This window comes from Dactylosporangium sp. CS-047395, from assembly GCF_050942185.1.
GTDB lineage: Bacteria > Actinomycetota > Actinomycetes > Mycobacteriales > Micromonosporaceae > Dactylosporangium.
Genome location: NZ_CP192015.1, coordinates 8,953,019 through 8,975,275, shown reverse-complemented (window position 1 = coordinate 8,975,275; position 22,257 = coordinate 8,953,019). Strand labels below are relative to the sequence as shown.

19 protein-coding genes are annotated in these 22,257 nt (G+C 71.0%); 16 read left to right on the top strand and 3 right to left on the bottom strand.

The genetic code is table 11. From position 1 onward, the window contains the following. Positions 1-37: 37 nt before the first annotated feature. Both ACQP00_RS41930 and ACQP00_RS41925 read right to left on the bottom strand, forming a co-directional pair. Complete coding sequence (locus tag ACQP00_RS41930; RefSeq protein WP_433207728.1) at positions 38-916, bottom strand: peptidylprolyl isomerase; 879 nt, start codon at positions 914-916, stop codon at positions 38-40. A gap of 43 nt (positions 917-959) precedes the next feature. Then, positions 960-1,871 carry a peptidylprolyl isomerase gene (locus ACQP00_RS41925; RefSeq protein ID WP_433207725.1) on the bottom strand — a complete coding sequence of 304 codons (912 nt, stop codon included), beginning with the start codon at positions 1,869-1,871 and terminating at the stop codon, positions 960-962. 169 nt (positions 1,872-2,040) lie between these two features. Between ACQP00_RS41925 and ACQP00_RS41920 the strand changes: the two genes are divergently transcribed. From ACQP00_RS41920 to aroB, 14 genes are all read left to right on the top strand, one after another. Continuing rightward, a complete protein-coding gene (locus ACQP00_RS41920) occupies positions 2,041-2,724 on the top strand; it encodes an MBL fold metallo-hydrolase (RefSeq protein WP_433207722.1) in 684 nt (227 codons plus the stop codon). A gap of 6 nt (positions 2,725-2,730) precedes the next feature. Continuing rightward, positions 2,731-4,056: a histidine--tRNA ligase gene (hisS, locus tag ACQP00_RS41915; protein WP_433207719.1), complete on the top strand. Its 1,326-nt coding sequence runs from the start codon at positions 2,731-2,733 to the stop codon at positions 4,054-4,056. Between the two features lie 40 nt (positions 4,057-4,096). Next, on the top strand, positions 4,097-5,926 hold the full coding sequence (gene aspS / locus ACQP00_RS41910) for an aspartate--tRNA ligase (RefSeq protein WP_433207716.1): 1,830 nt from the start codon (positions 4,097-4,099) through the stop codon (positions 5,924-5,926). A gap of 25 nt (positions 5,927-5,951) precedes the next feature. Next, complete coding sequence (locus ACQP00_RS41905) at positions 5,952-7,373, top strand: replication-associated recombination protein A (protein WP_433207713.1); 1,422 nt, start codon at positions 5,952-5,954, stop codon at positions 7,371-7,373. Positions 7,374-9,313: 1,940 nt separating this feature from the next. Then, positions 9,314-10,069 (top strand): hypothetical protein, encoded by a 756-nt coding sequence (locus ACQP00_RS41900; RefSeq protein ID WP_433207710.1) that lies wholly within the window; start codon positions 9,314-9,316, stop codon positions 10,067-10,069. 118 nt (positions 10,070-10,187) lie between these two features. Then, positions 10,188-10,634, top strand: a complete 447-nt coding sequence (locus tag ACQP00_RS41895) for a DUF948 domain-containing protein (RefSeq protein WP_433224175.1) — start codon at positions 10,188-10,190, stop codon at positions 10,632-10,634. Between the two features lie 50 nt (positions 10,635-10,684). Beyond that, on the top strand, positions 10,685-10,951 hold the full coding sequence (locus ACQP00_RS41890; RefSeq protein ID WP_433207707.1) for a hypothetical protein: 267 nt from the start codon (positions 10,685-10,687) through the stop codon (positions 10,949-10,951). Beyond that, positions 10,948-13,608: an alanine--tRNA ligase gene (alaS, locus tag ACQP00_RS41885; protein ID WP_433207704.1), complete on the top strand. Its 2,661-nt coding sequence runs from the start codon at positions 10,948-10,950 to the stop codon at positions 13,606-13,608. Before ACQP00_RS41890 ends, alaS begins: the two co-directional genes overlap by 4 nt. A gap of 248 nt (positions 13,609-13,856) precedes the next feature. After that, positions 13,857-14,324: a Holliday junction resolvase RuvX gene (gene ruvX, locus ACQP00_RS41880; protein WP_433207701.1), complete on the top strand. Its 468-nt coding sequence runs from the start codon at positions 13,857-13,859 to the stop codon at positions 14,322-14,324. 22 nt (positions 14,325-14,346) lie between these two features. Then, entirely contained in the window at positions 14,347-15,546 is a 1,200-nt protein-coding gene (gene mltG / locus ACQP00_RS41875) for an endolytic transglycosylase MltG (RefSeq protein WP_433207698.1), read from the top strand. Then, positions 15,547-16,335, top strand: a complete 789-nt coding sequence (locus ACQP00_RS41870) for a shikimate dehydrogenase (protein WP_433207695.1) — start codon at positions 15,547-15,549, stop codon at positions 16,333-16,335. It begins immediately after the preceding gene. Between the two features lie 316 nt (positions 16,336-16,651). Further along, positions 16,652-17,830: a chorismate synthase gene (gene aroC / locus ACQP00_RS41865; protein ID WP_433207692.1), complete on the top strand. Its 1,179-nt coding sequence runs from the start codon at positions 16,652-16,654 to the stop codon at positions 17,828-17,830. Continuing rightward, positions 17,827-18,324, top strand: coding sequence for a shikimate kinase (locus ACQP00_RS41860; RefSeq protein WP_433207689.1), 498 nt, complete (start codon positions 17,827-17,829; stop codon positions 18,322-18,324). Before aroC ends, ACQP00_RS41860 begins: the two co-directional genes overlap by 4 nt. Further along, positions 18,321-19,379, top strand: coding sequence for a 3-dehydroquinate synthase (aroB, locus tag ACQP00_RS41855; protein WP_433207686.1), 1,059 nt, complete (start codon positions 18,321-18,323; stop codon positions 19,377-19,379). The genes ACQP00_RS41860 and aroB overlap by 4 nt, the downstream gene beginning before the upstream one ends. 215 nt (positions 19,380-19,594) lie before the next feature. Here aroB and mptB read toward each other — a convergent pair whose 3' ends face one another. Continuing rightward, a complete protein-coding gene (gene mptB / locus ACQP00_RS41850; protein WP_433207683.1) occupies positions 19,595-20,953 on the bottom strand; it encodes a polyprenol phosphomannose-dependent alpha 1,6 mannosyltransferase MptB in 1,359 nt (452 codons plus the stop codon). 213 nt (positions 20,954-21,166) lie between these two features. Here mptB and efp point away from each other — a divergent pair, with 213 nt between their 5' ends. Both efp and nusB read left to right on the top strand, forming a co-directional pair. Further along, the gene (gene efp, locus ACQP00_RS41845) at positions 21,167-21,724 is read left to right on the top strand and encodes an elongation factor P (RefSeq protein ID WP_433048343.1); all 558 of its coding nucleotides are present in this window, start codon (positions 21,167-21,169) and stop codon (positions 21,722-21,724) included. Between the two features lie 80 nt (positions 21,725-21,804). Continuing rightward, complete coding sequence (gene nusB, locus ACQP00_RS41840) at positions 21,805-22,212, top strand: transcription antitermination factor NusB (RefSeq protein ID WP_433224173.1); 408 nt, start codon at positions 21,805-21,807, stop codon at positions 22,210-22,212. Positions 22,213-22,257: the final 45 nt, after the last annotated feature.

Genomic DNA, 22,257 nt, shown 5'->3' with positions numbered 1-22,257 from the left:
CCACCAGCGTGGTGGGCGGCCCTTCGCGTCAGGTGCTTTACGGGGTCGGGGCGCTCATCGTCAGCGACTTGATGCGCACCTCGGTCTTCGGCTTGCCCTCGCTCGGGCCCGTCGACGGGTCGGCCGCCGGGGCGGACGCGTCCGGGACGACGCCGGCCTCGGCGACCTTCTTGACCAGGTCGAGGCCCTCCGTCACCTTGCCGATGACGGTGTAGTTGGCGTCCAGCTCAGCGATGTCCTTGTAGACGATGAAGAACTGGCTGCCCGTGGAGGCGGGCTGGCCGTTGTTGGCCATGGCCACCACGCCCTCGCCGTAGGCCGGGCGCTTGCCGGTCGGGAGGTTCTCCTCGGCGTAGCGGTAGGAGGGGCCGCCGTAGCCGCTGCCGAAGGGGTCGCCGCACTGCAGGACGTAGATGCTCTGCAGGACCAGGCGGTGGCAGATCGAGTCGTCGAAGAACTTCTTGCTGGCGAGGTAGGTGAAACTTTCCGCGGCGCACGGGGCGTGGGCGGTGTCGACCTCGATTTTGATGGTGCCGACGCTCGTGTCGAGGGTCATGGTCTGGGTGCCGGTGCGGGCCTCGCCGGTGGCGGGGGGCTTGCCGACGTCCTTGGTGTTCTTGGCGAGCTCGGGGTCGGGCGAGGCGCTCGCGCTCGGGTCGACCAGGGGCTGCCAGACGCAGCTGGTCGGGGTGGCCGAGGCCGAGGCGCCCGGGGCGGCCGCGTCCTTCTTGTCGTCGTCGCTGGTCAACGCGATGACCACCCAGGCCGCGGCGAGCACCACGATCAGGGCGCCCGCCCCGGCGGCGATCGTCGTGTTCCTCCGGCGCCGGGTCTTGGACTGCTCGGCCCGGACGGCCATCTCCCGCTCCAGCCGCGCACGCGCGGCGGCGCGCTGACGGTCCCGGTTGGTGGTCACGGTCGGTACTCCTTGCTCAACAGGGATGGGGTGGACTGCACGGCTACGACTTGCTCGGCGTGCTCGCCGACGGCGCGGTGGACGCCGGGGTCGAGGCGGGGACCGACGCGCTCGTGGTGGGGACGGGCTCGGCCGCCGGCGGCTCGGTGTCGGTGACGGTCAGCGAGCTGATCTTCGCCTCCTGGTTCGGCTTGCCGGTGCCGTCCCCGCCGGAGTTGTCGTTGCCGGCCGCACCGATCTTCTGCAGCGTGTCGAGGCCGCCCGTGATGGTGCCGAAGACCGTGTAGTTCGGCGGGAACTGCTGGTCCTTGAAGACCAGGAAGAACTGGCTGCTGTTGGTGTTCACGCCGGAGTTCGCCATGGCGATCGTGCCGGCCGGGTACAGCGCGGTGGAGGCCGGCGCGGCCGAGGGGTCGGCGCTCGCGCTCGGGTCCGCCGACGGCGCGCTGGCGGTCGGCAGGTTCTCGTCCGGGAACCGGTACGCGGGGCCGCCGCTGCCGGTGCCGGACGGGTCCCCGCACTGCAGGAACGTGTCGCCGAGGCGGTGGCAGGTGGTGTTGTCGAAGAACTTCTTCTCCGCCAGGTACCGGAAGCTGTTCACGGTGCACGGCGCCTTGCTCGGGTCGAGCTTGACGGTGACGTTGCCCTGACCAAGCGCGATCGTCATCGTCTCGACGCCGTTCTTGATCACGTCCTTGGTCGGCGGCTTGCCGACGTCCGTGATGCCGCTGGCCACGTCGACCGGCGTGTACGCGCAGTCCGCGGCGGCGGCCGGGGCAGGGGAGAAGCCACCGGTCTTCCAGATCACGACCACGACCAGCAACGCGAGCACCACGGCCGTGCCGATGCCCGCCTGCCACTGACGGCGGCGCCGCGCCGCGGCCGCCCTCCGGGCGATCTGCCGCTCGGTCTTGGCCCGCGCCAGTGCACGCTGCCGGCTCTTACTGGAAGCCACCTGCGCTCCCCTCCAGGAAAATACATTTGGGTGCCACGTCACACGCCCGCCAGAGTGTACGGGTAGAACCCGGAATGCGGGTCGCCGCCCGGTCACGGTTCGCTGTGCCTGAGCTCCGGATAGGGTCTACCTGGTCTAAGGCAGGACATCGACAGGGAGGAGCGCCGCCGTGCTGGTTGCCGGATTCCCGGCCGAGGCGTTCGGGACCAACTGTTTTGTCGTGGCCCCCGCGCCCGGCGAACAGTGCGTGGTCATCGACCCCGGCATCGGGGTGGTCGACCGTCTCGACGAGGTGCTCGCCGAGCATCGTCTCCAACCCGCGGCGGTACTGCTGACCCATGGTCACCTCGACCATACGTTCTCCGTGACGCCGGTCTGCGGCGCGCGCGGGATCACCGCGTACATCCACCCGGACGACGGCGAGATGCTGGCCGACCCGACCAAGGGCCTGAGCACCGACCTCACCGCGCTGTTCGGCGGCCGGCTGACGTGGACCGAGCCGGAGGACGTGGCGCCGCTCGAGGACGGGCTGGTGCTGAAGATCGCCGGGCTGGAGCTGGTCGTGGACCACGCGCCCGGCCACACCCGCGGCTCCGTGATGTTCCGCGGCCAGGACGGCGACGCCCCGCTCTGCTTCTCCGGCGACGTGCTCTTCCGCGACTCGATCGGCCGCACGGACCTGCCCGGCGGCAGCATGGAGCAGATGCTGGCCAGCCTGCGGGACAAGGTCCTCACCCTGCCCGACGACACGGTGGTCCTGCCGGGGCACGGCCCCGAGACCACCATCGGCCGCGAGCGGGCCCGCAACCCCTATCTCCGTGAGGCGCTCGAGGCGCCGCGTAAAGGCTGGTAGACACCCATGACCCGACCCATGCCGCTGTCCGGCTTCCCGGAGTGGCTCCCCGGCCAGCGCATCGCCGAGCAGCAGGTGCTCGACCGGCTGCGCCGCACCTTCGAGCTCTACGGCTTCGCCTCGCTGGAGACCCGGGCCGTCGAGCCCCTCGACCAGTTGCTGCGCAAGGGCGAGACCTCCAAGGAGGTGTACGTCCTGCGCCGCCTCCAGGCCGCGGAAGGCGACGAGGAGCTGAGCCTGGGGTTGCACTTCGACCTGACCGTCCCGTTCGCCCGCTATGTCCTTGAAAACGCCGGTAAGTTGCAGTTCCCCTTCCGGCGGTACCAGATCCAGAAGGTGTGGCGGGGCGAGAAGCCGCAGCACGGCCGCTATCGGGAGTTCCTGCAGGCCGACATCGACATCGTCGACCGGGACACCCTCCCGCCCCACTATGAGGCCGAGATTCCCCTGGTCATCGGCGACGCGCTCAACTCGCTGCCGATTCCGCCGGTCAAGATCATGGTGAACAACCGCAAGCTCTGCGAGGGCTTCTACCGTGGCCTGGGCCTGGAGGATCCCGAGGAAATCCTCAGAATAGTCGACAAACTGGACAAGATCGGGCCGAATGCCGTCGCGCAGCAGATCGTGCTTGCCGGCGGTACCGAAGCGCAGGCCAAAGCGTGTCTCGCGCTGGCCGAGATCCGGGCCGGCGACGCCTCCTTCGCCGATGCCGTGCGCGCCCTCGGCGTCGAGCACCCGCTGCTGGACGAGGGCATCGCCGAGCTGGCGGCGGTCGTGGAGACGGCCCGGGAGCACAGTCCGGGGCTGGTCGAGGCCACGCTGAAGATCGCCCGCGGGCTCGACTACTACACCGGCACCGTGTACGAGACCGAGCTGGTCGGCTACGAGCAGTACGGCTCCATCTGCTCCGGCGGCCGGTACGACAACCTGGCCAGTGCCGGCAAGGACGTCTTCCCCGGCGTGGGCATCTCCATCGGCGTCTCCCGCCTGCTCGGGCTGCTCTTCGACGCGGGCGAGCTGGCCGTCAGCCGGCCGACCCCGACCGCGGTGCTCGTCGCGCTGTGGAGCGAGGAGGAGCGGGCCGCCAGCAACCGCATCGCCGCCGACCTGCGCGCCCGCGGCATTGCTACAGAAGTCGCACCGGTACCGGCAAAACTCGGCAAGCAGATCCGGTACGCCGAGCGCCGGGGTATCCCGTTCGTGTGGTTCCCGGCCAGCGCATCGGCCGAGGGCGGCGATCAGGTCAAGGACATCCGCTCCGGCGAGCAGGTCGCGGCCGCCAGCGGAGAGTGGATCCCCCCGGCCGAGGACATGGCGCCAAGGCTGCAGTGAAAGAATGGGGCGTCTTGCGTAGTTCGCCGAAGGAGATCCTGTGATCCGATCCCATGAGTCCGGCACCCTGCGTGGCGCCGACGCCGGAACGACCGTGACGCTGGCCGGCTGGGTGGCCCGCCGCCGCGACCACGGCGGGGTCATCTTCGTCGACCTGCGCGACGCCTCGGGCGTGGTCCAGGTGGTCTTCCGCGAGGAGATGCAGGCCGCGCACGCGCTTCGCAACGAGTACTGCGTGCTCGTCACCGGCGAGGTGCGCGCCCGTCCGGAGGGCAACGAGAACCCCGACCTGCCCACCGGCGCCATCGAGGTCGTGGCCACGGCGCTCGAGGTGCTCTCCGAGGCCGCGCCGCTGCCGCTGCCCGTCGACGACGGGGAAGCGGCGAGCGATGACGTGCGCTACCGGTACCGCTATCTCGATCTTCGCCGCTCCGGCCCGCACAAGGCCATGAAGCTGCGCAGCCGGGCCAACCAGATCGCCCGCAACCTGCTCGCCGACCGGGACTTCGTCGAGGTGGAGACGCCGACGCTGACCCGCTCGACGCCCGAGGGCGCCCGCGACTTCCTGGTGCCCGTCCGGCTGCAGCCCGGCACCTGGTACGCGCTGCCCCAGTCGCCCCAGCTGTTCAAGCAGCTGCTCATGGTCGGCGGCCTGGAGCGGTACTACCAGATCGCCCGCTGCTACCGCGACGAGGGCTTCCGGGCCGACCGCCAGCCGGAGTTCACGCAGCTCGACATCGAGATGTCCTTCGTCACCCAGGACGACATCATCGAGCTGGGCGAGTCGATCGTCCGCTCGCTCTGGTCGGACCTCGCCGGGCACGAGATCGCCGGCGACATCCCGCACCTCACCTGGCACGACGCCATGTCGCGGTACGGCTCGGACAAGCCCGACCTGCGGTACTCGGTGGAGCTGACGGAGCTCACGGAGTACCTCCGCGGCACGGAATTCCGGGTCTTCGCCGGCGCGATCGACGCGGGTGGCTATGTGGGCGCGGTCGTGATGCCCGGCGGCGCCGCGCAGACCCGCAAGGAGCTCGACGGCTGGCAGGACTGGGCCAAGGCGCGCGGGGCCAGGGGCCTGGCCTACGTGGTGCTCGACGCCGAGACCGGCGAGGCCCGCGGCCCGGTGGCCAAGAACCTCTCCGCCGACCACCTGGGCGGCCTGGCCGACGCGGTCGGGGCCAAGCCCGGCGACGCGGTCTTCTTCGCCGCCTCGACCGAGCGGCGCGAGGCCCAGGAGCTGCTGGGCGCGGCCCGCATCGAGATCGCCAAGCGGGCCAACCTGATCGACGAGAGCGCCTGGGCGTTCTGCTGGATCGTCGACGCGCCGATGTTCGAGCCCACCGACCCCGAGGCCGGCGGCACGGGCGGCGGGGCCAAGGGCTGGACGGCCGTGCACCACCCGTTCACCTCGCCCAACCGCGACTGGATCGACCGGTTCGAGGAGTCGCCGGGCGAGGCGCTCGCCTACGCGTACGACATCGTCTGCAACGGCAACGAGATCGGCGGCGGCTCGGTCCGTATCCACCGCGGCGACGTGCAGCGGCGGGTCTTCGACATCCTCGGCATCACGCCCGACGACGCCGCGGACAAGTTCGGCTTCCTGCTCGAGGCGTTCAAGTACGGCCCGCCGCCGCACGCCGGCATCGCGTTCGGCTGGGACCGCATCTGCATGCTGCTCGCGGGCGCTGACTCGATCCGCGAGGTGATCGCGTTCCCGAAGACCGGCGGCGGTTTCGACCCGCTGACCGGCGCGCCGACCCCGATCACCAAGGAGCAGCGGGCCGAGGCCGGCGTCGACGCCAAGCCGAAGGCCACCGCGCCGGCGTCCGCCACCGACCAGGTCCCGGTGGAGCGGTCCAACTGATGACCGGCCTGTAGGGTCGGGGGCCGTGGACGGCTTGTTTGAGGTTCAACCAACCGGTGGCGGCGGCGATCCCGCCGTCACCGGTGGTTTCACCGACGTGGCGGCCGACGCGCCGCTCGCGGTCCGGATGCGCCCGGTCAGCCTCGACGAGCTCGTCGGCCAGCAGCACCTGCTCGCACCCGGCGCCCCGCTGCGCCAGCTCGTCGGCGGCTCCTCGCCGATGTCGGTGATCCTCTGGGGCCCGCCCGGCTCCGGCAAGACCACGATCGCGCATCTGGTCGCCGGCGCTACGGACCGTAACTTCGTCGCCCTCTCCGCACTGTCGGCCGGCGTGAAGGACGTCCGCGCGGTGATCGACACCGCCCGCAAGGAGCGCCGCCGGGGCGGGCCGCCGACCGTGCTGTTCATCGACGAGGTCCACCGCTTCAGCAAGACCCAGCAGGACTCGCTGCTGGCCGCGGTCGAGGACCGGACCGTCACGCTGCTCGCGGCGACCACGGAGAACCCCTACTTCTCGGTCATCTCGCCGCTGCTGTCCCGCTGCGTGCTGCTGACCCTGCAGCCCCTCACCGACGACGACGTGCGCACGCTGCTGCGCCGGGCGGTCACGGACAGTCGCGGGCTCGACGGCGCCGTGCAGCTGGACGCGGATGCGGAAGCTCATCTTGTACGGCTTGCCGGCGGCGACGTCCGCAAGGCGCTCACGGCCCTCGAGGCGGCCGCGGGTGCCGCGCTCGCGCAAGGTATGGCGAGCGTCGACCTCGCCACCGCGGAGAAGGCCGTCGACGTGGCGGCGCTGCGGTACGACCGCGACGGCGACGAGCACTACGACGTGGTCAGCGCGTTCATCAAGAGCATCCGCGGCTCCGACGTCGACGCCGCCCTGCACTACCTGGCCCGCATGATCAGCGCGGGGGAGGACGCCCGGTTCATCGCGCGGCGCATGGTCATCTCGGCCAGCGAGGACATCGGCCTGGCCGACCCGACCGCCCTGCCGATCGCGACGGCCGCCGCGCACGCCGTGGAATACGTCGGGCTGCCCGAGGTCCAGATCGTCCTCGCCCAGGCGGTGATCCACCTCGCCCTGGCCCCGAAGTCGAACGCGGTGGTCGCCGCGATCGGCGCGGCCATGGCCGACGTGCGGGCCGGACATGGTGGTGCAGTTCCTGCGCATTTACGCGATTCGCACTACAAGGGGGCGAGCCGGGTCGGGCACGGGAAGGGGTACAAATACCCCCACGACGACCCGCGAGGTGTGGTCCAGCAGGAGTACGCCCCGGAAGGGGTTCGCGACCGGGAGTACTACCGCCCGACGGGCCATGGCGCCGAGCGCGCGGTGGCGGAACGATTGCCGAAACTGCGGCGTATCGTGCGGGGGACCGGTACGTCGTCCTCGGGGGCGGGCGACGCTCCGGAGCCGAACAGCATGGAGGAGCGACACCGGTGACATCGGGTCGAGACGAGGCCAAGAAGCGGCGCGGCCGCGGCAAGGCCGACCCAGGCCCGAGCGGCGACGAGGAACTCGGCTGGCTGGCCGAACTGCGCAGCGCGGGCAACGACGCCGACGCCTTCGCGGCCCCGCCCACACCCCCGTCCGACGTCCTCGACGGCCTGAACCCCCGCCGCGGCGTCCCACCCCAGTCCCGCGGCGACGCGGCACCTCCGCTGGTCCCGTCGTACGGCCCGGCGTCCGGCTCCGGCGCTCCCGGCCAGGGTCCCGTTCAGGGTCCTGGTCAGCGTCCCGGCCAGGCTCCCGGTCAGGGTTCGCCCGGCGGTCGTGGCCAGGGTGGCCGCGGCTCCGGCGGTTTCGCGCCCGAGGGCCCGGGCGCCGGTCCGGCCGCGGCTGCTCCAGGCGCTGGTTCGGCGGCTGGTCCGTCGGCGGGTGCTGAGGCTCCTGGTCGTTCGCGTTCGTCGCGTTCGTCGCGCTCGAAGTCGGGCAATGCTCCGGCGACGCCTCCTCCGCCGGCGGAACCGACCGAGGCGTGGCGGCTGCCGCGCGACTCGGGCGGGGGACCGTCGACCGAGGCGATGCCGACGTGGCGCCCGCCGCGTGACGTGTTGCGCGAGTCCGGTCCTGCAGCCACGCCGCCGGCACCTCCCGCCGCGCCACCTCCTCCTCCGGCCAACCCGGATGCGACCCAGGCCTGGCGCCGAGAGTCCACTTCGGGTTCGCGTCCGGCGGCTCCCGTTGATGCTCGGCGTGAGTCCACTTCGGACTCGCGGCCGGCGCGTCCGGCTGAGCCATGGCGGGAGTCGACGTCCGGATCGCGGGCGGCGAACCCGGGTGAGTCGCCGTCGGGTTCGCGTCCCAGTGAGCCGTGGCGGGAGTCCGGTTCTGGGTCGCGGCCGGCGGAACCCTGGCGGGAGGCGGCCGAGGAGCGGCCGGCTGAGTCGAAGTCGCGGTCCCGAGGTCGGCGTACGGCTCGTGAGATGGCCGCATCCTGGGAAGCCGCGGCCGCCGCGACGCTGGACCCGTCCGGCACGAGCGCGCCGCCGGCCGGTGGTGGTGGTCGTCGGCGGGCCCCCGATGCTGAGCAGGAGTCACCGACCGCGGGTCGGCGGGCCGCGCATGCGCTGCCGGAGCCGCGGCAGGGGGAGTCGCCGAACACAAGACGTTCGTCGGGCGGGCGCCGGCATGCGGCTGAGCCCGAGGAGGCGTCGGCCTTCAACGGTGGACAGATCCCCGACCCGCGCAACGCCGATCCGCGCAGTGGTGACGTCCGTGGTGGCGATCCCCGCAGTGGTGATGTCCGTGGCGGGGAGCCTCGCAGCGGTGATGTTCGCGGTGGGGAACCTCGGTCGGCTGAGTTGCGTGGTGGGCCGGCGGTTACGCAGGGTGGGCCGGAGGCTCCCGGCCGTCGTGGTTCTGGGAGTCCCGGTGGCGAACGTGGCCCTGGCGGCGCTCAGAGTGGTCCTGGCACGCAGCAGGGGCCCGGCGGCCAGGGCGGACAGCGCGGCTCACGTGGACCGGGCGGCCAGGGTGGACCCGAGGCGGCAGGTGGGCGGCACGGTGCCGACAACCGTGGCCGTGGGCAGAACGACGAGCAGCGTGGGCCCGGCGCCGAGCGTGGCTTCGCCGGCGAACCCGGTCCCGACACCCAGCGCGGGTCGGACACGCTGCGCGGGCCGGGTGGTCGCGGTGGTCAGGGCGGTCCCGACGCCCAGCGCGGTCGTGGCGGACCGGGGGACACCGGTGACCTGCGTGGTCGTGGTGGGCCTGGCGACAGCGGCGATCTGCGTGGTCGGGGTGGGCCCAACGACGGGCGGCGGGGGCCCGGAGGCCGTGGTGGGCCCGGCGGGCCCGGGGGGCAGCGCGGGCCCGGTGGCGGTAACGGGCGGGCGTCCGGTGGGCGGGGGCCGGGAGACGGGCCGCCGGCCAAGCCGTTCGTGGATCTGGCGCGGTTCGATCCGAATCCCGGTCCTACGACGTACCGGGGGACCGCGAGCTCGCCGGCCGCGTTCGACTGGGAGTCGACGACGCAGATCGCGCCGTTCGGGCTTTTGCAGCGGGCGCAGGTCAAGCGGGTCCGGCAGCTGCGGTACGCGACGGTGATTTTGCTTGTCCTGGCCGTGGTCAGTGCGCCCGCCGCGTTCTTCGTCATTCGGGAGTTGTCGCGCGATCCGGTGTTCGCGGAGCTCGACGAGTTGAATCTGCCGGAGTGGGCGGCGCGGAATCCGACCGATGGGGCCGTCGGCAGCCGGTGGTGCATTCAGGAGTGCCGGTCGCGGCAGCGGACGTGGGAGTCGGCGCGGGGGCCCGAGGAGACCAACCGGGCGTTCGTGGGGAAGCTGCGCGATGCCGGGTGGGTCGAGTGGGACATTCCGGACTGCCAGGCCGAAGGTGTGGACGGGATCGAGACGTGCTGGCAGCGCGACGAGTACGTGCTGGATCTGTGGGTCCGGGCCGCCGTCTGCGATGTGAAGGGGGCGCGGCCGACGATCAGCGCGGCGCCGCCGGCACCTACCGGTGGGGCGAAAACGCCGACCAAGGCGGCCAGTAGTGCGCCGCCCTCGGTGCCCCCGGCGGACGGCGGTCAGGACGCGAACGCGCCGACTACGATCTGCCCGTTGGCGGTTACGACGATCAAAGTTTTCAACCGCATCAGTTACGACCCGGGCGGCGGTGGGCAACCCGGCCCGTGAGACGCGTAAGCGAAAGCGCACATCATGCGCCGGTCGAAGCGCGGCAATGCATCACGGAGGGTAGGGTTCCTCCGTTGGAATCACGCATTCATGCGGGTTGAGGAGGAATGGCGTGACCGTGTCCCTGGGCGGAATCGCGGCGCTGGTGGCGTCGGGTGGGTTCTTCGTGCTCGTACTGGTGCTGGCCGTGCCGATCCTGCGGGTTCGGCACACGATCGATGCGGCCACGGGGGCCCTGCAGGATGCCGCGAATCAGACCACGCCCATGCTGGAGCGGGTCAACATGACGATCGACAACGTGAACACCGCGCTGACGCAGGTGCACACGACGCTCGACGGGGTCAACATGCAGCTCGCGCGGATCGACACGATTACGGAAAACGTGTCGCACGTCAGCGCGAACGTTGCGAACCTGTCCACGGTGGTCAGTGCGGCCGCGGCCAACCCGTTGGTGAAGGTTGCCGCGTTCGGCTACGGCGTGCGCAAGGCCGCGGCCAACCGCCGGCGTGACGCGGACGAGGCTGAGGTCCGCGAGCAGATCAAGCAGCGGCGCAAGCGCGGCTGAGCTCGGCAACAAGCGGTACCAAACAAACATTGAGAGGGAAGGGTTGAGCCATGCGGCGTCTGCTGTGGCTCGGAATCGGACTCGCCGTCGGGGCGCTGGTGGTGCGGGCGGTCACCAAGAAGGCCCAGGCCTTCACCCCGCAGGGCATCGCGGCGTCGGCGCGTGACTCGGCCATGGGGATCGCGGCCGGGGTGCGCGGGTTCGTCGACGACGTGCGCGACGGCATGGCCGAGCGCGAGGCCGAGATCCACGCCGCCTTCGCGGATGGGCTGACCCTGGACGAAGACCTCTACCCGGAAGGTCCGCAGCACCGATGAGAACCGCCGAGATCAAGCGCCGCTTCCTGGCCCACTTCGAGGGCAACGGGCACACGGTCGTGCCGACGGCTCCGCTGCCGGCCGTCGAGGACCCGAACCTGCTGTTCATCAACGCCGGCATGGTGCAGTTCGTGCCGTTCTTCCTCGGCCAGCGGACCCCGCCGTACGACCGGGCCACGAGCGTGCAGAAGTGCATCCGCACGCCCGACATCGAAGAGGTCGGCAAGACCAGCCGGCACGGCACGTTCTTCCAGATGAACGGCAACTTCAGCTTCGGCGACTACTTCAAGGAAGGCGCCATCAAGCTGGCCTGGGAGCTGTCGACGAAGTCGGCGGAGCAGGGCGGCTTCGGGCTGGACCCCCAGCGCATCTGGGCCACGGTGTACCTCGACGACGAAGAGGCCATCGACATCTGGCGGCGCACCGGGCTGCCGGCCGAGCGGATCGTGCGCCGCGGCAAGAAGGACAACTTCTGGTCGATGGGCATCCCGGGCCCGGCCGGCCCGTGCTCCGAGCTGTACTACGACCGCGGCGACGCCTACGGCAAGTCCGGCGGGCCGGAGGTGGACGAGGACCGCTACCTGGAGTTCTGGAACCTCGTCTTCATGCAGCACGAGATCACCAACGTGAAGTCGAAGGAGATCTTCGACATCGTCGGTGACCTGCCCAAGAAGAACATCGACACGGGCATGGGGCTCGAGCGCATCGCCTCGATCCTGCAGGGCGTCGACAACCTGTACGAGATCGACGAGGTCAAGCCGATCCTGGCCAAGGCGGCCGAGCTGACCGGGAAGCGGTACGGCCAGGCGGTCTCGCACGTGGCCGCCGAGAGCCACCCGGACGACGTCCGCCTGCGCGTGATCGCCGACCACGTGCGCACCGCGCTGATGGTCATCTCCGACGGGGTCATCCCGTCCAACGAGGGCCGCGGCTACGTGCTGCGCCGGATCCTGCGCCGCGCCATCCGCTCGATGCGGCTGCTCGGCTGGCAGGAGGGCCCGGCCCTGCCGCTGCTGCTGCCGATCGCGCGGGACTGCATGGCCCCGTCGTACCCCGAGGTCGCCGACGAGTACGACCGGATCTCGCAGTACGCGTACGGCGAGGAGGAGCGCTTCCTGCAGACCCTCAACGCCGGCACGACGATCCTCGACCTCGCGATCACCGAGACGAAGTCCTCGCAGCGGAAGCTGCTCGCCGGGGACAAGGCGTTCCAGCTGCACGACACCTACGGCTTCCCGATCGACCTGACCCTGGAGATCGCGGCCGAGCAGGGCCTCGAGGTCGATCAGGACGGCTTCCGGCGGCTCATGGCCGAGCAGCGCGCCAACGCCAAGGCCGACGCCCAGGCCCGCAAGACCGGACATGCGGACCTTTCGGTGTACCGCGCGGCGCTGGACGAGGGCGGCCCGGTCGAGTTCACCGGGTACCGCGAGATCGCCCGCGAGTCGCGCGTCCGCTCGCTGCTCGGGGCCAAGGTCGCGGGAGAGGGCGAGGAGGTCTCGCTGGTCCTCGACGCGACCCCGTTCTACGCCGAGAGCGGTGGGCAGCTCGCCGACTCCGGGTTCATCACGCTGAGCAGCGGCCGGGTGGAGGTGCTGGACGTACAGTCGCCGCTTCCGGGGCTGATCGTGCACCGCACGCGGGTCGTGGCGGGCGAGGTCCACCCCGGCGACACCGCGTTCGCCGAGATCGACGTGAACCGGCGCCGGGCCGTCTCCCGCGCGCACACGGCCACCCACCTGATCCACCAGACGATGCGCAACTTCCTCGGGGAGTCGGCGACCCAGGCGGGCTCGCTCAACGCCCCGGGCCGGCTGCGCTTCGACTTCAACACCCCGTCGGCCGTGCCCGCGAGCGTCCTGCACGACGTGGAGCAGCAGGTCAACGAGGTGCTGCTGCGCGACCTGCTGGTGCACGCGTTCATCACCACGCAGGACGAGGCGCGGCGGATCGGGGCGATGGCCCTGTTCGGCGAGAAGTACGGCGACGAGGTCCGCGTCGTCGAGGTCGGCGACTACGCCCGCGAACTGTGCGGCGGCACGCACGTCGAGCGCTCGTCGCAGCTCGGCCTCGTCAAGATCCTTTCCGAGGCTTCGGTCGGCTCCGGTGTACGGCGGGTGGAGGCCCTCGTCGGCCTCGACGCCTTCAGCCACCTGGCCCGCGAGCACGTGCTCGTGTCCCGCCTGGCCGAGCTGTTCCGCGTCCCCGGCGACCAGGTCGCCGACCGCGTGGAGCAGACCGTGGCCCAGCTGCGCGACGCCGAGCGGGAGCTGGAGAAGCTGCGCACGCAGGTCGTCCTGGCCGGCGCGGGCGCGCTGGCCGAGGCGGCGCGGGACGTCCACGGCGTCGCGTTCGTCGGCACCGAGGCCCCCGAGGGCACGTCGGCCAACGAGGTGCGCACGCTGGTCCAGGAGATCCGCGGCCGCATCGCGGCGGACCGCCCGGCGGTCGTCGCCGTCACCTCACGGGCGGGCGGCAAGGCCTCGCTCGTGGTCGGCGTCAACGGGGCCGGCAAGGAGCGCGGGCTCAAGGCGGGCGACCTGGTCAAGGGCGCCCTGTCCGGCCGTGGCGGCGGCAACGCCGACCTGGCCCAGGGCGGCGGCGTCCCGGCCGCCGAGGCGCCGAACCTGCTCACCGCGGTCGAAAAGGCGCTTTAGCTGATAGGGACCGGGGCCGGTATCAACCGGCCCCGGTTCTTTGCGCAATGTGTGCTTTGCCGCGAATCGGAAATTTCCGATTAGTCACGCGTGTGGGTGACAGACTTCGCATCCGGCGTGTCGGACGGTGACAGGGCGCGCACGGGGCGGAAAACCGTGCTGGGCCAACGGTTTACGCACACCCCACAATGCACCCGCACGAGCGGGGGGTGGCGCGCCGGGTCGCCCGAAACGGCTATGGTGCGCGTGTGGAGCAGTGGACCCGGGGGCGCCGCCTCGGCATCGACGTGGGATCGGTCCGCGTCGGCGTGGCCGCGTGCGACCCCGATGGCATTCTCGCCAGCCCGGTGGCCACCGTCCCGCGTGACCAGAAGCCCGAACCGGACAAGGTCCCGGCCGACATGGCGGAGATCCTGCGGTACGCCGATGAATACGAGGCAGTGGAGCTCGTCGTCGGCCTGCCGATCAACCTCGCCGGCCAGGAAGGTCCGGCCGCCGTCCTGATCAGGCAATACGCGGATCGGCTGGCCGAAGTGGCCGCGCCGCGACCGGTCGTGCTGACGGACGAGAGGATGTCCACCGCGACGGCAGCACGTAGGCTGTCGGAGCGCGGCGTACGAGGCCGCCGTCAGCGTGCGGTCGTCGACCAGGCGGCCGCCGTGGAGATCCTGCAGGGTTGGCTCGACGCCAGACGTGCCGGAGCAGTTCGTGGCTGAGCGCCCAGGAGGCAGAGTGCAGATGGACGAGCTGAACCTGGCCTGGGAGGACGAGGAGCAGCAGCGCCCACAGAGTCACCGGCGCCGCGCTTCCTCCGCCCCGGCCAAGAAACGCAAGAAGGGGCGCGGCGGCAAGACCTTCCTCGCGTTCTTCCTGATCCTGATCGTCTTCGGCGGCCTCGCCCTCGGCGTGTACGTCGGGATCGACCGCGTCAAGGGCATGTTCAGCGCCCCCGACTACAACGGCGGCGGCACCGGCGAGGTGACGGTCGAGATCCTCTCCGGCCAGCTCGCCGCGGACATCGCGACCACGCTGCAGGAGAAGGACGTCGTCAAGAGCGCCAAGGCGTTCGTCGAGGCGGCCAAGAACGACGACCGCAGCCGCAAGCTGCAGCCGGGCTTCTACAACCTGCGCAAGCAGATGAAGGCCACGGCCGCGCTGTCGCTGCTGCTCGACCCGCGCAGCCGCCTGGTCAACAAGGTGACCCTGCCCGAGGGGCTGACCTGGCAGGACTCGTTCCGCAAGCTCGAAGAGGTCACGAAGATCCCGTACGCGGACTTCGAGAACGCGGCCAAGGATCCGAAGGCGCTGGGCGTCGGTGACGTCTGGTACACCCGCCAGGACAAGATCGAGCGTGCGCCCGGCATCGAGGGCTTCCTGTTCCCGGCGACCTACGACCTCCCGCCGAACGTCGACGCGACCGCGATCTTGAAGATCATCGTCGCGCGGTTCAACCAGGAGATCGAGAAGATCGGGTTCATCGACTCCACGACGAACAACATGCACATCTCGCCGTTCGAGGCGCTCGTGGCCGCGTCGATCGCGCAGGTCGAGGGCCTGGACAAGGACCAGCCCGGGATCGTGCGGGTGCTGTACAACCGCGTCTACAGCGGCAAGTTCCCGTGCAACTGCCTGCAGGTGGACAGCACGGTCAACTACTACCTGCGGATCACCAACAAGGGCGCCAAGCCGTCCACGGAGCTGCTCAACTCCGAGATCCACAACCCGAAGAACCCGTACAACACGCACGACAAGCCCGGCATGCCGATCGGCCCGATCAGCAGCCCCGGCACGAGCGCGCTGTCGGCGGCCATGAACGCCCCGAAGTCGGACTACTACTTCTTCCTGGCCATCGACACGCAGGGCAACACCGCGTACGCCAAGACGTACCAGGAGTTCCAGAACCTCTGGACGCAGGCCCAGAAGAACGGCGTGAAGTAGGTGCGGGCCGCGGTCCTCGGCAAGCCGGTGGGCCACTCGCGCTCACCGGCGATCCACAACGCCGGATACACCGCGGCCGGGTTGAGGGACTGGACGTACGACGCGATCGAATGCGACGAAGCGGGCCTGGCGGGGCTGGTCGGCTCGCTCGGCCCCGAGTGGGCCGGGCTGTCGCTGACCATGCCGCTCAAGGAGGTCGCCCTTCAGGTCGCGAGCCTGGTCGACCCCTTCGCGGCGGCGATCGGCGCGGCGAACACGCTCGTGCGGCGGTCGTACGGCTGGCACGCGTACAACACGGACGCCCCTGGCATGGTGCGCGCCCTGCTGGAGGCGGGGATCTCCCGCACGCCACAGCTCGCGCTGCTCGGCGCGGGCGGGACGGCCCGGGCGGCGATCGCGGCCGCGGCGAGTCTGGCCGCCGACGTGACCGTGTACACCCGCCGCCCCGAGGCCGCGGAGGAATTGCGCCCGGTCGCCGACGCCCTCGACGTCGAACTGGCGGCGGCACCGTGGAGCGCGGCGGCGGAGGCTTTCGCGGCCCCGGTGGTGATCTCGACGGTGCCGAAGGGCGCGGCGGATCACCTGGCGGTGGCGGACTTCTCGGCGCGGCCGGTGGTGTTCGACGCGATCTACGACCCGTGGCCGACGCCCTTGGCCGCGGCGGCGCGGGATGCCGGCTGCGCGATCGTGTCCGGGCTGGATCTGTTGCTGTGGCAGGCGGTGGATCAGTTCGAGCTGTTCACGTCGAGCAAGGCCCCGGTCGAGGCGATGCGGGCGGCGCTGGCCTAGCTCGGCACACCGCGACCCGCGCGGCGTGATGGTGACTCGATATGTCGGGCGCTGGCACACTGCGACCTACGCGGCGTGATGGTGTTTCGCGCGGGGCGATGGTGTCTCGATATGTCGGGCGCTGGCGCGCCGCGACATATCGGATTTTTCGTATATGCGCGGATAGTCGGAATCCGGCGGCGTTCGTGCTGGTGGCGGGCGGGCGGCGGGCGGGTGGCGTGCAGTGGCGGGCAGGTGGCGGGCGTGGGCGCCATCTGGTGAGATGCGTGCGGCCCGGGCGGCCGGGCGGTGACGCGAGCGTGACAAACTTGCGGGCGTGCTGCGCTGGTTGACTGCTGGGGAATCCCATGGCCCGGCGCTCGTCGCGATCCTCGAGGGCGTGCCCGCCGGGGTCGAGCTGACGAGCGCGTCCGTGGCGGCCGAGCTGGCCCGCCGACGCCTCGGCTACGGCCGTGGTGCGCGGATGAGCTTCGAGCAGGACGTCGTCGAGTTCATCGGCGGCCTCCGGCACGGGCTCACCATCGGCAGCCCGGTCGCGATCCGGGTCGCCAACAGCGAGTGGCCCAAGTGGGAGACGGTCATGGCGGCCGACCCGGTCGACCCCGAGCTGCTCGCCGCGCAGGCCCGCAACGCGCCGCTGACCCGGCCCCGGCCCGGGCATGCGGATCTGGCCGGCATGCAGAAGTACGGGCACACGGATGCGCGCCCGATCCTGGAGCGGGCCAGTGCGCGGGAGACGGCGGCGCGGGTTGCCGTGGGTACCGTGGCGAAGGCTCTTTTGCGTCAAGCGCTCGGGATCGAGATCGTGTCGCACGTGATCGAGCTCGGATCGGTCGCGGCCAAGCCGGGCCTGCTGCCGACCCCTGACGACTTCGAGCGCATCGACGCCGACCCGCTGCGCTGCCTCGACCCGGACGCGAGCGCGCGGATGGTGGAGGAGGTCGACGCGGCCAAGAAGGACGCGGATACGCTGGGCGGGATTGTGGAGGTCCTCGCGTACCATGTGCCGCCGGGTCTTGGCAGCCACGTGCAGTGGGACCGCAAGCTCGACGCCCGGCTCGCGACCGCCCTGATGTCGATCCAGGCCATCAAGGGCGTGGAGATCGGCGACGCCTTCACGCAGGCCCGCTCCCGCGGCTCGGTGGCGCACGACGAGATCATCAACACCGCCGACGGCGTCAAGCGGGTCACGGACCGCGCGGGCGGCCTGGAGGGCGGCATGACGACGGGCGAGCCGCTGCGGGTGCGCGCGGCGATGAAGCCGATCTCCTCGCTCAACCGGGCCCTGCAGACCGTCGACGTCACCACGGGCGAGCCGGCCACGGCCATCAACCAGCGCTCCGACGTCTGCGCCGTGCCCGCGGCGGCGGTGGTGGCGGAGTCGATGGTCGCCCTGGTGCTGGCCGAGGCCGCGCTGGAAAAGTTCGGCGGCGATTCGGTACCCGAGATTCGCCGCAACCTCGCCGGCTACCTCGACAACCTGGTCATCCGGTGAGCCCCCGAGCCGTCCTTGTAGGTGCTCCGGGTGCGGGCAAGAGCACGGTGGGGGAGCTGCTCGCGCAGCGGCTCGGGGTCGAGTTCCGGGATGCCGATGCGCTGATCGAGGCGGCCGCCGGGAAGCCGATTCCGGAGATCTTCTTCGACGAGGGCGAGGACCATTTCCGGGCCCTGGAGCGGTCGACGATCCGGGCCGCGCTGGAGGAGTTCGACGGCGTGCTGGCGCTCGGTGGCGGCGCGATCCTCGCTGAGGAGACGCGCAAGGCGCTTGCCGGGCATCGCGTGGTGTACCTGTCGGTGCAGTTCGCCGACGCCCTGTCCCGGGTGGGGCTGGGTGCCGGGCGGCCGCTGCTCGCCCTCAACCCGCGGGCGACGCTCAAGCATCTGCTGGATCAGCGCCGGCCGCTGTACGAGGAGGTGGCCACCGTGACCGTGGTGACCGACGGCCGCACGCCCGAGGAGATCGCCGACGAGCTGGGGGCGGCGCTGTGAAGCTCGTGGAGGTGCACGAGTACGCGGTGCGGATCGGCCGGGGTGCGAGCGACGGCGTGGCCGACCTGGTCAAGGGGGCCGCCCAGGTCGCCGTGATCTTCGCCGGGCCGGTCCGCGGGCATGCGGAGCGGATCCAGTCTGCCCTGGAGCAGGCCGGGGCGCGGGTGCTGCCCATCGAGGTGCCCGACGCCGAGGCCGGCAAGGACATCTCCGTCGCCGCCCGGTGCTGGGACGAGCTCGGCGCGGCCGCGTTCACCCGGTCCGACGCCGTGATCGGGGTGGGTGGCGGCGCGGTGACCGACCTGGCCGGCTTCGTGGCGGCGAGCTGGTTGCGGGGGGTGCGGCTGGTGACGGTACCGACGAGTCTGTTGGGCATGGTCGATGCGGCCGTGGGCGGCAAGACGGGCATCAACACCGCGGCCGGCAAGAATCTCGTGGGCGCCTTCTACGAGCCGGTCGGCGTGCTGTGCGACCTGGCCGCGCTGGACACCTTGCCGCGCGAGGACCTGCTGGCGGGCATGGCCGAGATCGTCAAGTGCGGCTTCATCGCCGACCCGGTGATCCTGGAGCTGATCGAGGCGGACCCGGAGGCGGCCCTGGACCCGCGCGGGGCCGTGCTGGCCGAGCTGGTCGAGCGCTCGGTGGCCATCAAGGCACGGGTGGTCTCCCAGGACCTGCGCGAGGGCGGCCTGCGCGAGATCCTCAACTACGGGCACACGCTGGGGCATGCGATCGAGCGGCGGGAGCAGTACCGCTGGAAGCACGGCCACGCGATCAGCGTCGGTCTCGTCTATGCCGCTGAACTGGGCCGCCTCTCGGGCCGCCTGGACGCCGGCGTGGCGGCGCGGCACCGGGCGATCCTGGAGCGGCTGGGGCTGCCGGTGGCGTACCCGGGGGAGGCCTGGGCGGAGCTGCACGCGGCGATGCGGGTCGACAAGAAGGCGCGGGGGTCGATGCTGCGCTTCATCGTGCTGGATGGGCTGGGCTCGCCAGGGACCCTTGAGGGGCCGTCGGACGAGCTGTTGCGGGCCGCTTTCGAAGCCGTCGCTCGCTGACTTGTCCGTGCGGCCTTAAGGCGATAAGTCGGGCGCTGCCGCGCCGCGACTTATCTGATTTATCGCCTGGCAGGGTATAAATCCGACATGTCGCGGCGCGCCAGCGCCCGACATGTCGTGTTCGCACCAAAAGCAACGAAGACCGCGTTCGCACCAAAAAGCCACAAGGTCGCCGCCGTGCAAAAAGCCACGAATCAGCGTTCGCCCGAGAAGCCCTACGAAGTGGCGGCGACGGCGAGCGGAGCCGTCGCGACCGGCGGCCGCATCCGCAGGTACAACAGCCCCGCCACAGTCCCCACCGTCGCCGCCAACACCGCCTGCGGATAGCCCGGCGCCCCAGTAGGCAGCAGGAACAGTGAAAGCCCCACCGACCCCCACACAGCAGCCTGCGGCACCCGCTGCAGGCCGGCCGCGAGCGGGACGAAAGCCCACAGCAGGTACCACGGATGGACCACCGGCCCGAGCAGGATGATCGAGCTGAGCGCCAAGCCCAGGCCCGCGACCGGGTTCGGGGCGCGCAGCAGGGCCCAGCCGGCCAGCAGGCAACCCGCCACGGCGGCCAGGGTGCGGATGATCTGCATGGGCTCCGGCCAGCCCAGGGCTCCGAGCAGCAGTCCCAGGTCGGTGCTGAAGGACAGGCCGTTACGGACGGAGGTGGGAGTCTGCATCGCGCCGATCCAGCCGGTGCCCAGGCCCGAGGCGAGTTGCAGGCCCAGGGCCGAGGCGCCCGCCGCCGCGCCGATGCGCAGCCAGGCCTTGGGGCACAGGACCACGATCGTGAGCAGGGCCAGGGCGGCCGGGGCCTTGATCAGGGCGGCCGCGCTGATCAGGACGGCGCCGAGGGCGGGGTGCTGGCGTACGGCGGCGTAGATGCCGGCGATCATCAGGCCGACCATGATGGCGTCGTTGTGCATGCCGGCGATGAGGTGCAGCAGGAGCAGCGGGTTCAGGGCGCCGAACCAGAGGGCGCGCTGCGGTGGCACGCCGAAGCGGGTGGCGATGCCGGGCAGGCACAGCACGACCAGGGCCACGCCGATCAGCGCGATCAGGCGGAAGGCGAGCACGCCCACCATGATGTGTTCACCAGTGACGTTGACCACGGCGGATGCCGCGCGCAGGAACAGCGGGCCGTAGGGGGCCGGGGTGTTCTGCCAGATCGCCGGGACCTCGGCGGCGAACTGCCCGCCCAGGGCCGAGGGTCCGAGTTTGTACGCGTCCAGGCCCTCGTGCACCATCGCGCCCTGGGCCAGGTAGGAGTACACGTCCTGGGAGAACATCGGCGGGACGAGCACCAGCGGGCCGGCCCAGCACAGCATGGTGCGCACGAGGTCGCCGGGGCTGTGCTCGTCCAGCGTGCGCCGCAGCCGCAGCCAGGCGCCGCAGAGCAGGGCGATGCCGACGTACGAGACCGCGATGGCCAGCAGCGGGAAGTGTCGAAGCTCGCGAATGACCGGCCAGTGGACCAGCGGATCCTCGGCCTTGTCGGGAAGTGCGCCGACGGTCAAGCCACCCAGGGCGATCGCGATGGATCCGGCGAAGCCCAGGGTACGGTTGAGGAGATCCGGTCTTCCCACCCCGGCACGCTGGCAGAGTCAAGTGTCTCGATGGTTAACGACGGGTGAACAGGCTGCCGGAAAACGGCCGGGAACCGGTACACTGCTTCGGGCCATTTCTGCCTTCCCGGTACACTTCACCGGGCCTTTTCCCCGTCCGGTGTGACCCGTGCCGCTCGGGATCAAATCTTTCCGGTCCGCAGGCCGGCAGCGACGAAAGCGACGTCTAATCACATGGCATCCACGAACGACCTGAAGAACGGCCTGGTGCTCAACCTCGACGGCGACCTCTGGACCGTCGTTGAGTTCCAGCATGTCAAGCCGGGCAAGGGCGGCGCGTTCGTGCGGACCACCCTCAAGAACGTGCTCTCCGGCAAGGTGGTCGACCGCACGTTCAACGCCGGGACCAAGGTCGACACCGCCACCGTCGACAAGCGCACGATGCAGTACCTCTACGCCGACGGCGACGACTTCGTGTTCATGGACCTCGACACCTACGACCAGATCACGGTGCCCGGCGGTGTCGTCGGCGAGGCGAGCAAGTTCCTGCTCCCCGAGGCCGAGGTGACCGTGGCCACGCACGAGGAGGCGCCGCTCTACGTCGAGCTGCCGACCTCGGTGATCCTCGAGGTGACCTACACGGAGCCGGGTCTGCAGGGCGACCGCTCCACGGGCGGCACCAAGCCGGCCACCATGGAGACCGGCGCGACCGTCAACGTGCCGCTGTTCATCTCCACCGGCGAGAAGATCAAGGTCGACACCCGCGACAGCCGTTACCTGGGCCGGGCGTGAACGATAAGGACTACGTCGACGGCACCGTGACGAACGTTTCGTCCGGTGGCTCGTTCCTGGGCGGTGACGTCACCGCCCAGATGACCGCGCGGCGCAAGGCCCGCAAGCGCGCCCTCGACGTGCTCTACCAGGCCGACCTGCGCGGGGAGCCGCGGGGTTCGGTGCTGTCGGCGTACGTGGCCAACCTGGAGGAGCCGCGGCCGAGCTACCTGCCGTACACGGTCCGGCTGGTCGAGGGCGTCGAGGATCACTCCGCGCGCATCGACGAGCTGCTGTCCAGCTACGCCGAGGGCTGGACGCTGGAGCGGATGCCGGTGGTCGACCGCAACCTGGCCCGGATCGCGGTGTACGAGCTGCTGTACAACGACGAGATCGACAACCCGGTGGCCATCACCGAGGCGGTGGAGCTGGCCGAGACGCTCTCCACCGACGACTCGCCGCGCTTCCTCAACGGGATCTTGGGCCGGATCGCCGACTACGCCACCTGAAAGCCGCCTGAGAGGGCCGCAGACGCGAGAAAGGGCCGCACCCCA

What these genes read in the sequence shown, in the direction of transcription:
- alaS (WP_433207704.1), top strand. Translation starts at nt 10,948, where the DNA reads ATGAGAACCGCCGAGATCAAGCGCCGCTTCCTGGCCCACTTCGAGGGC.
- mltG (WP_433207698.1), top strand. Translation starts at nt 14,347, where the DNA reads ATGGACGAGCTGAACCTGGCCTGGGAGGACGAGGAGCAGCAGCGCCCA.
- efp (WP_433048343.1), top strand. Translation starts at nt 21,167, where the DNA reads ATGGCATCCACGAACGACCTGAAGAACGGCCTGGTGCTCAACCTCGAC.
- hisS (WP_433207719.1), top strand. Translation starts at nt 2,731, where the DNA reads ATGACCCGACCCATGCCGCTGTCCGGCTTCCCGGAGTGGCTCCCCGGC.
- ACQP00_RS41890 (WP_433207707.1), top strand. Translation starts at nt 10,685, where the DNA reads ATGCGGCGTCTGCTGTGGCTCGGAATCGGACTCGCCGTCGGGGCGCTG.
- nusB (WP_433224173.1), top strand. Translation starts at nt 21,805, where the DNA reads ATGACCGCGCGGCGCAAGGCCCGCAAGCGCGCCCTCGACGTGCTCTAC.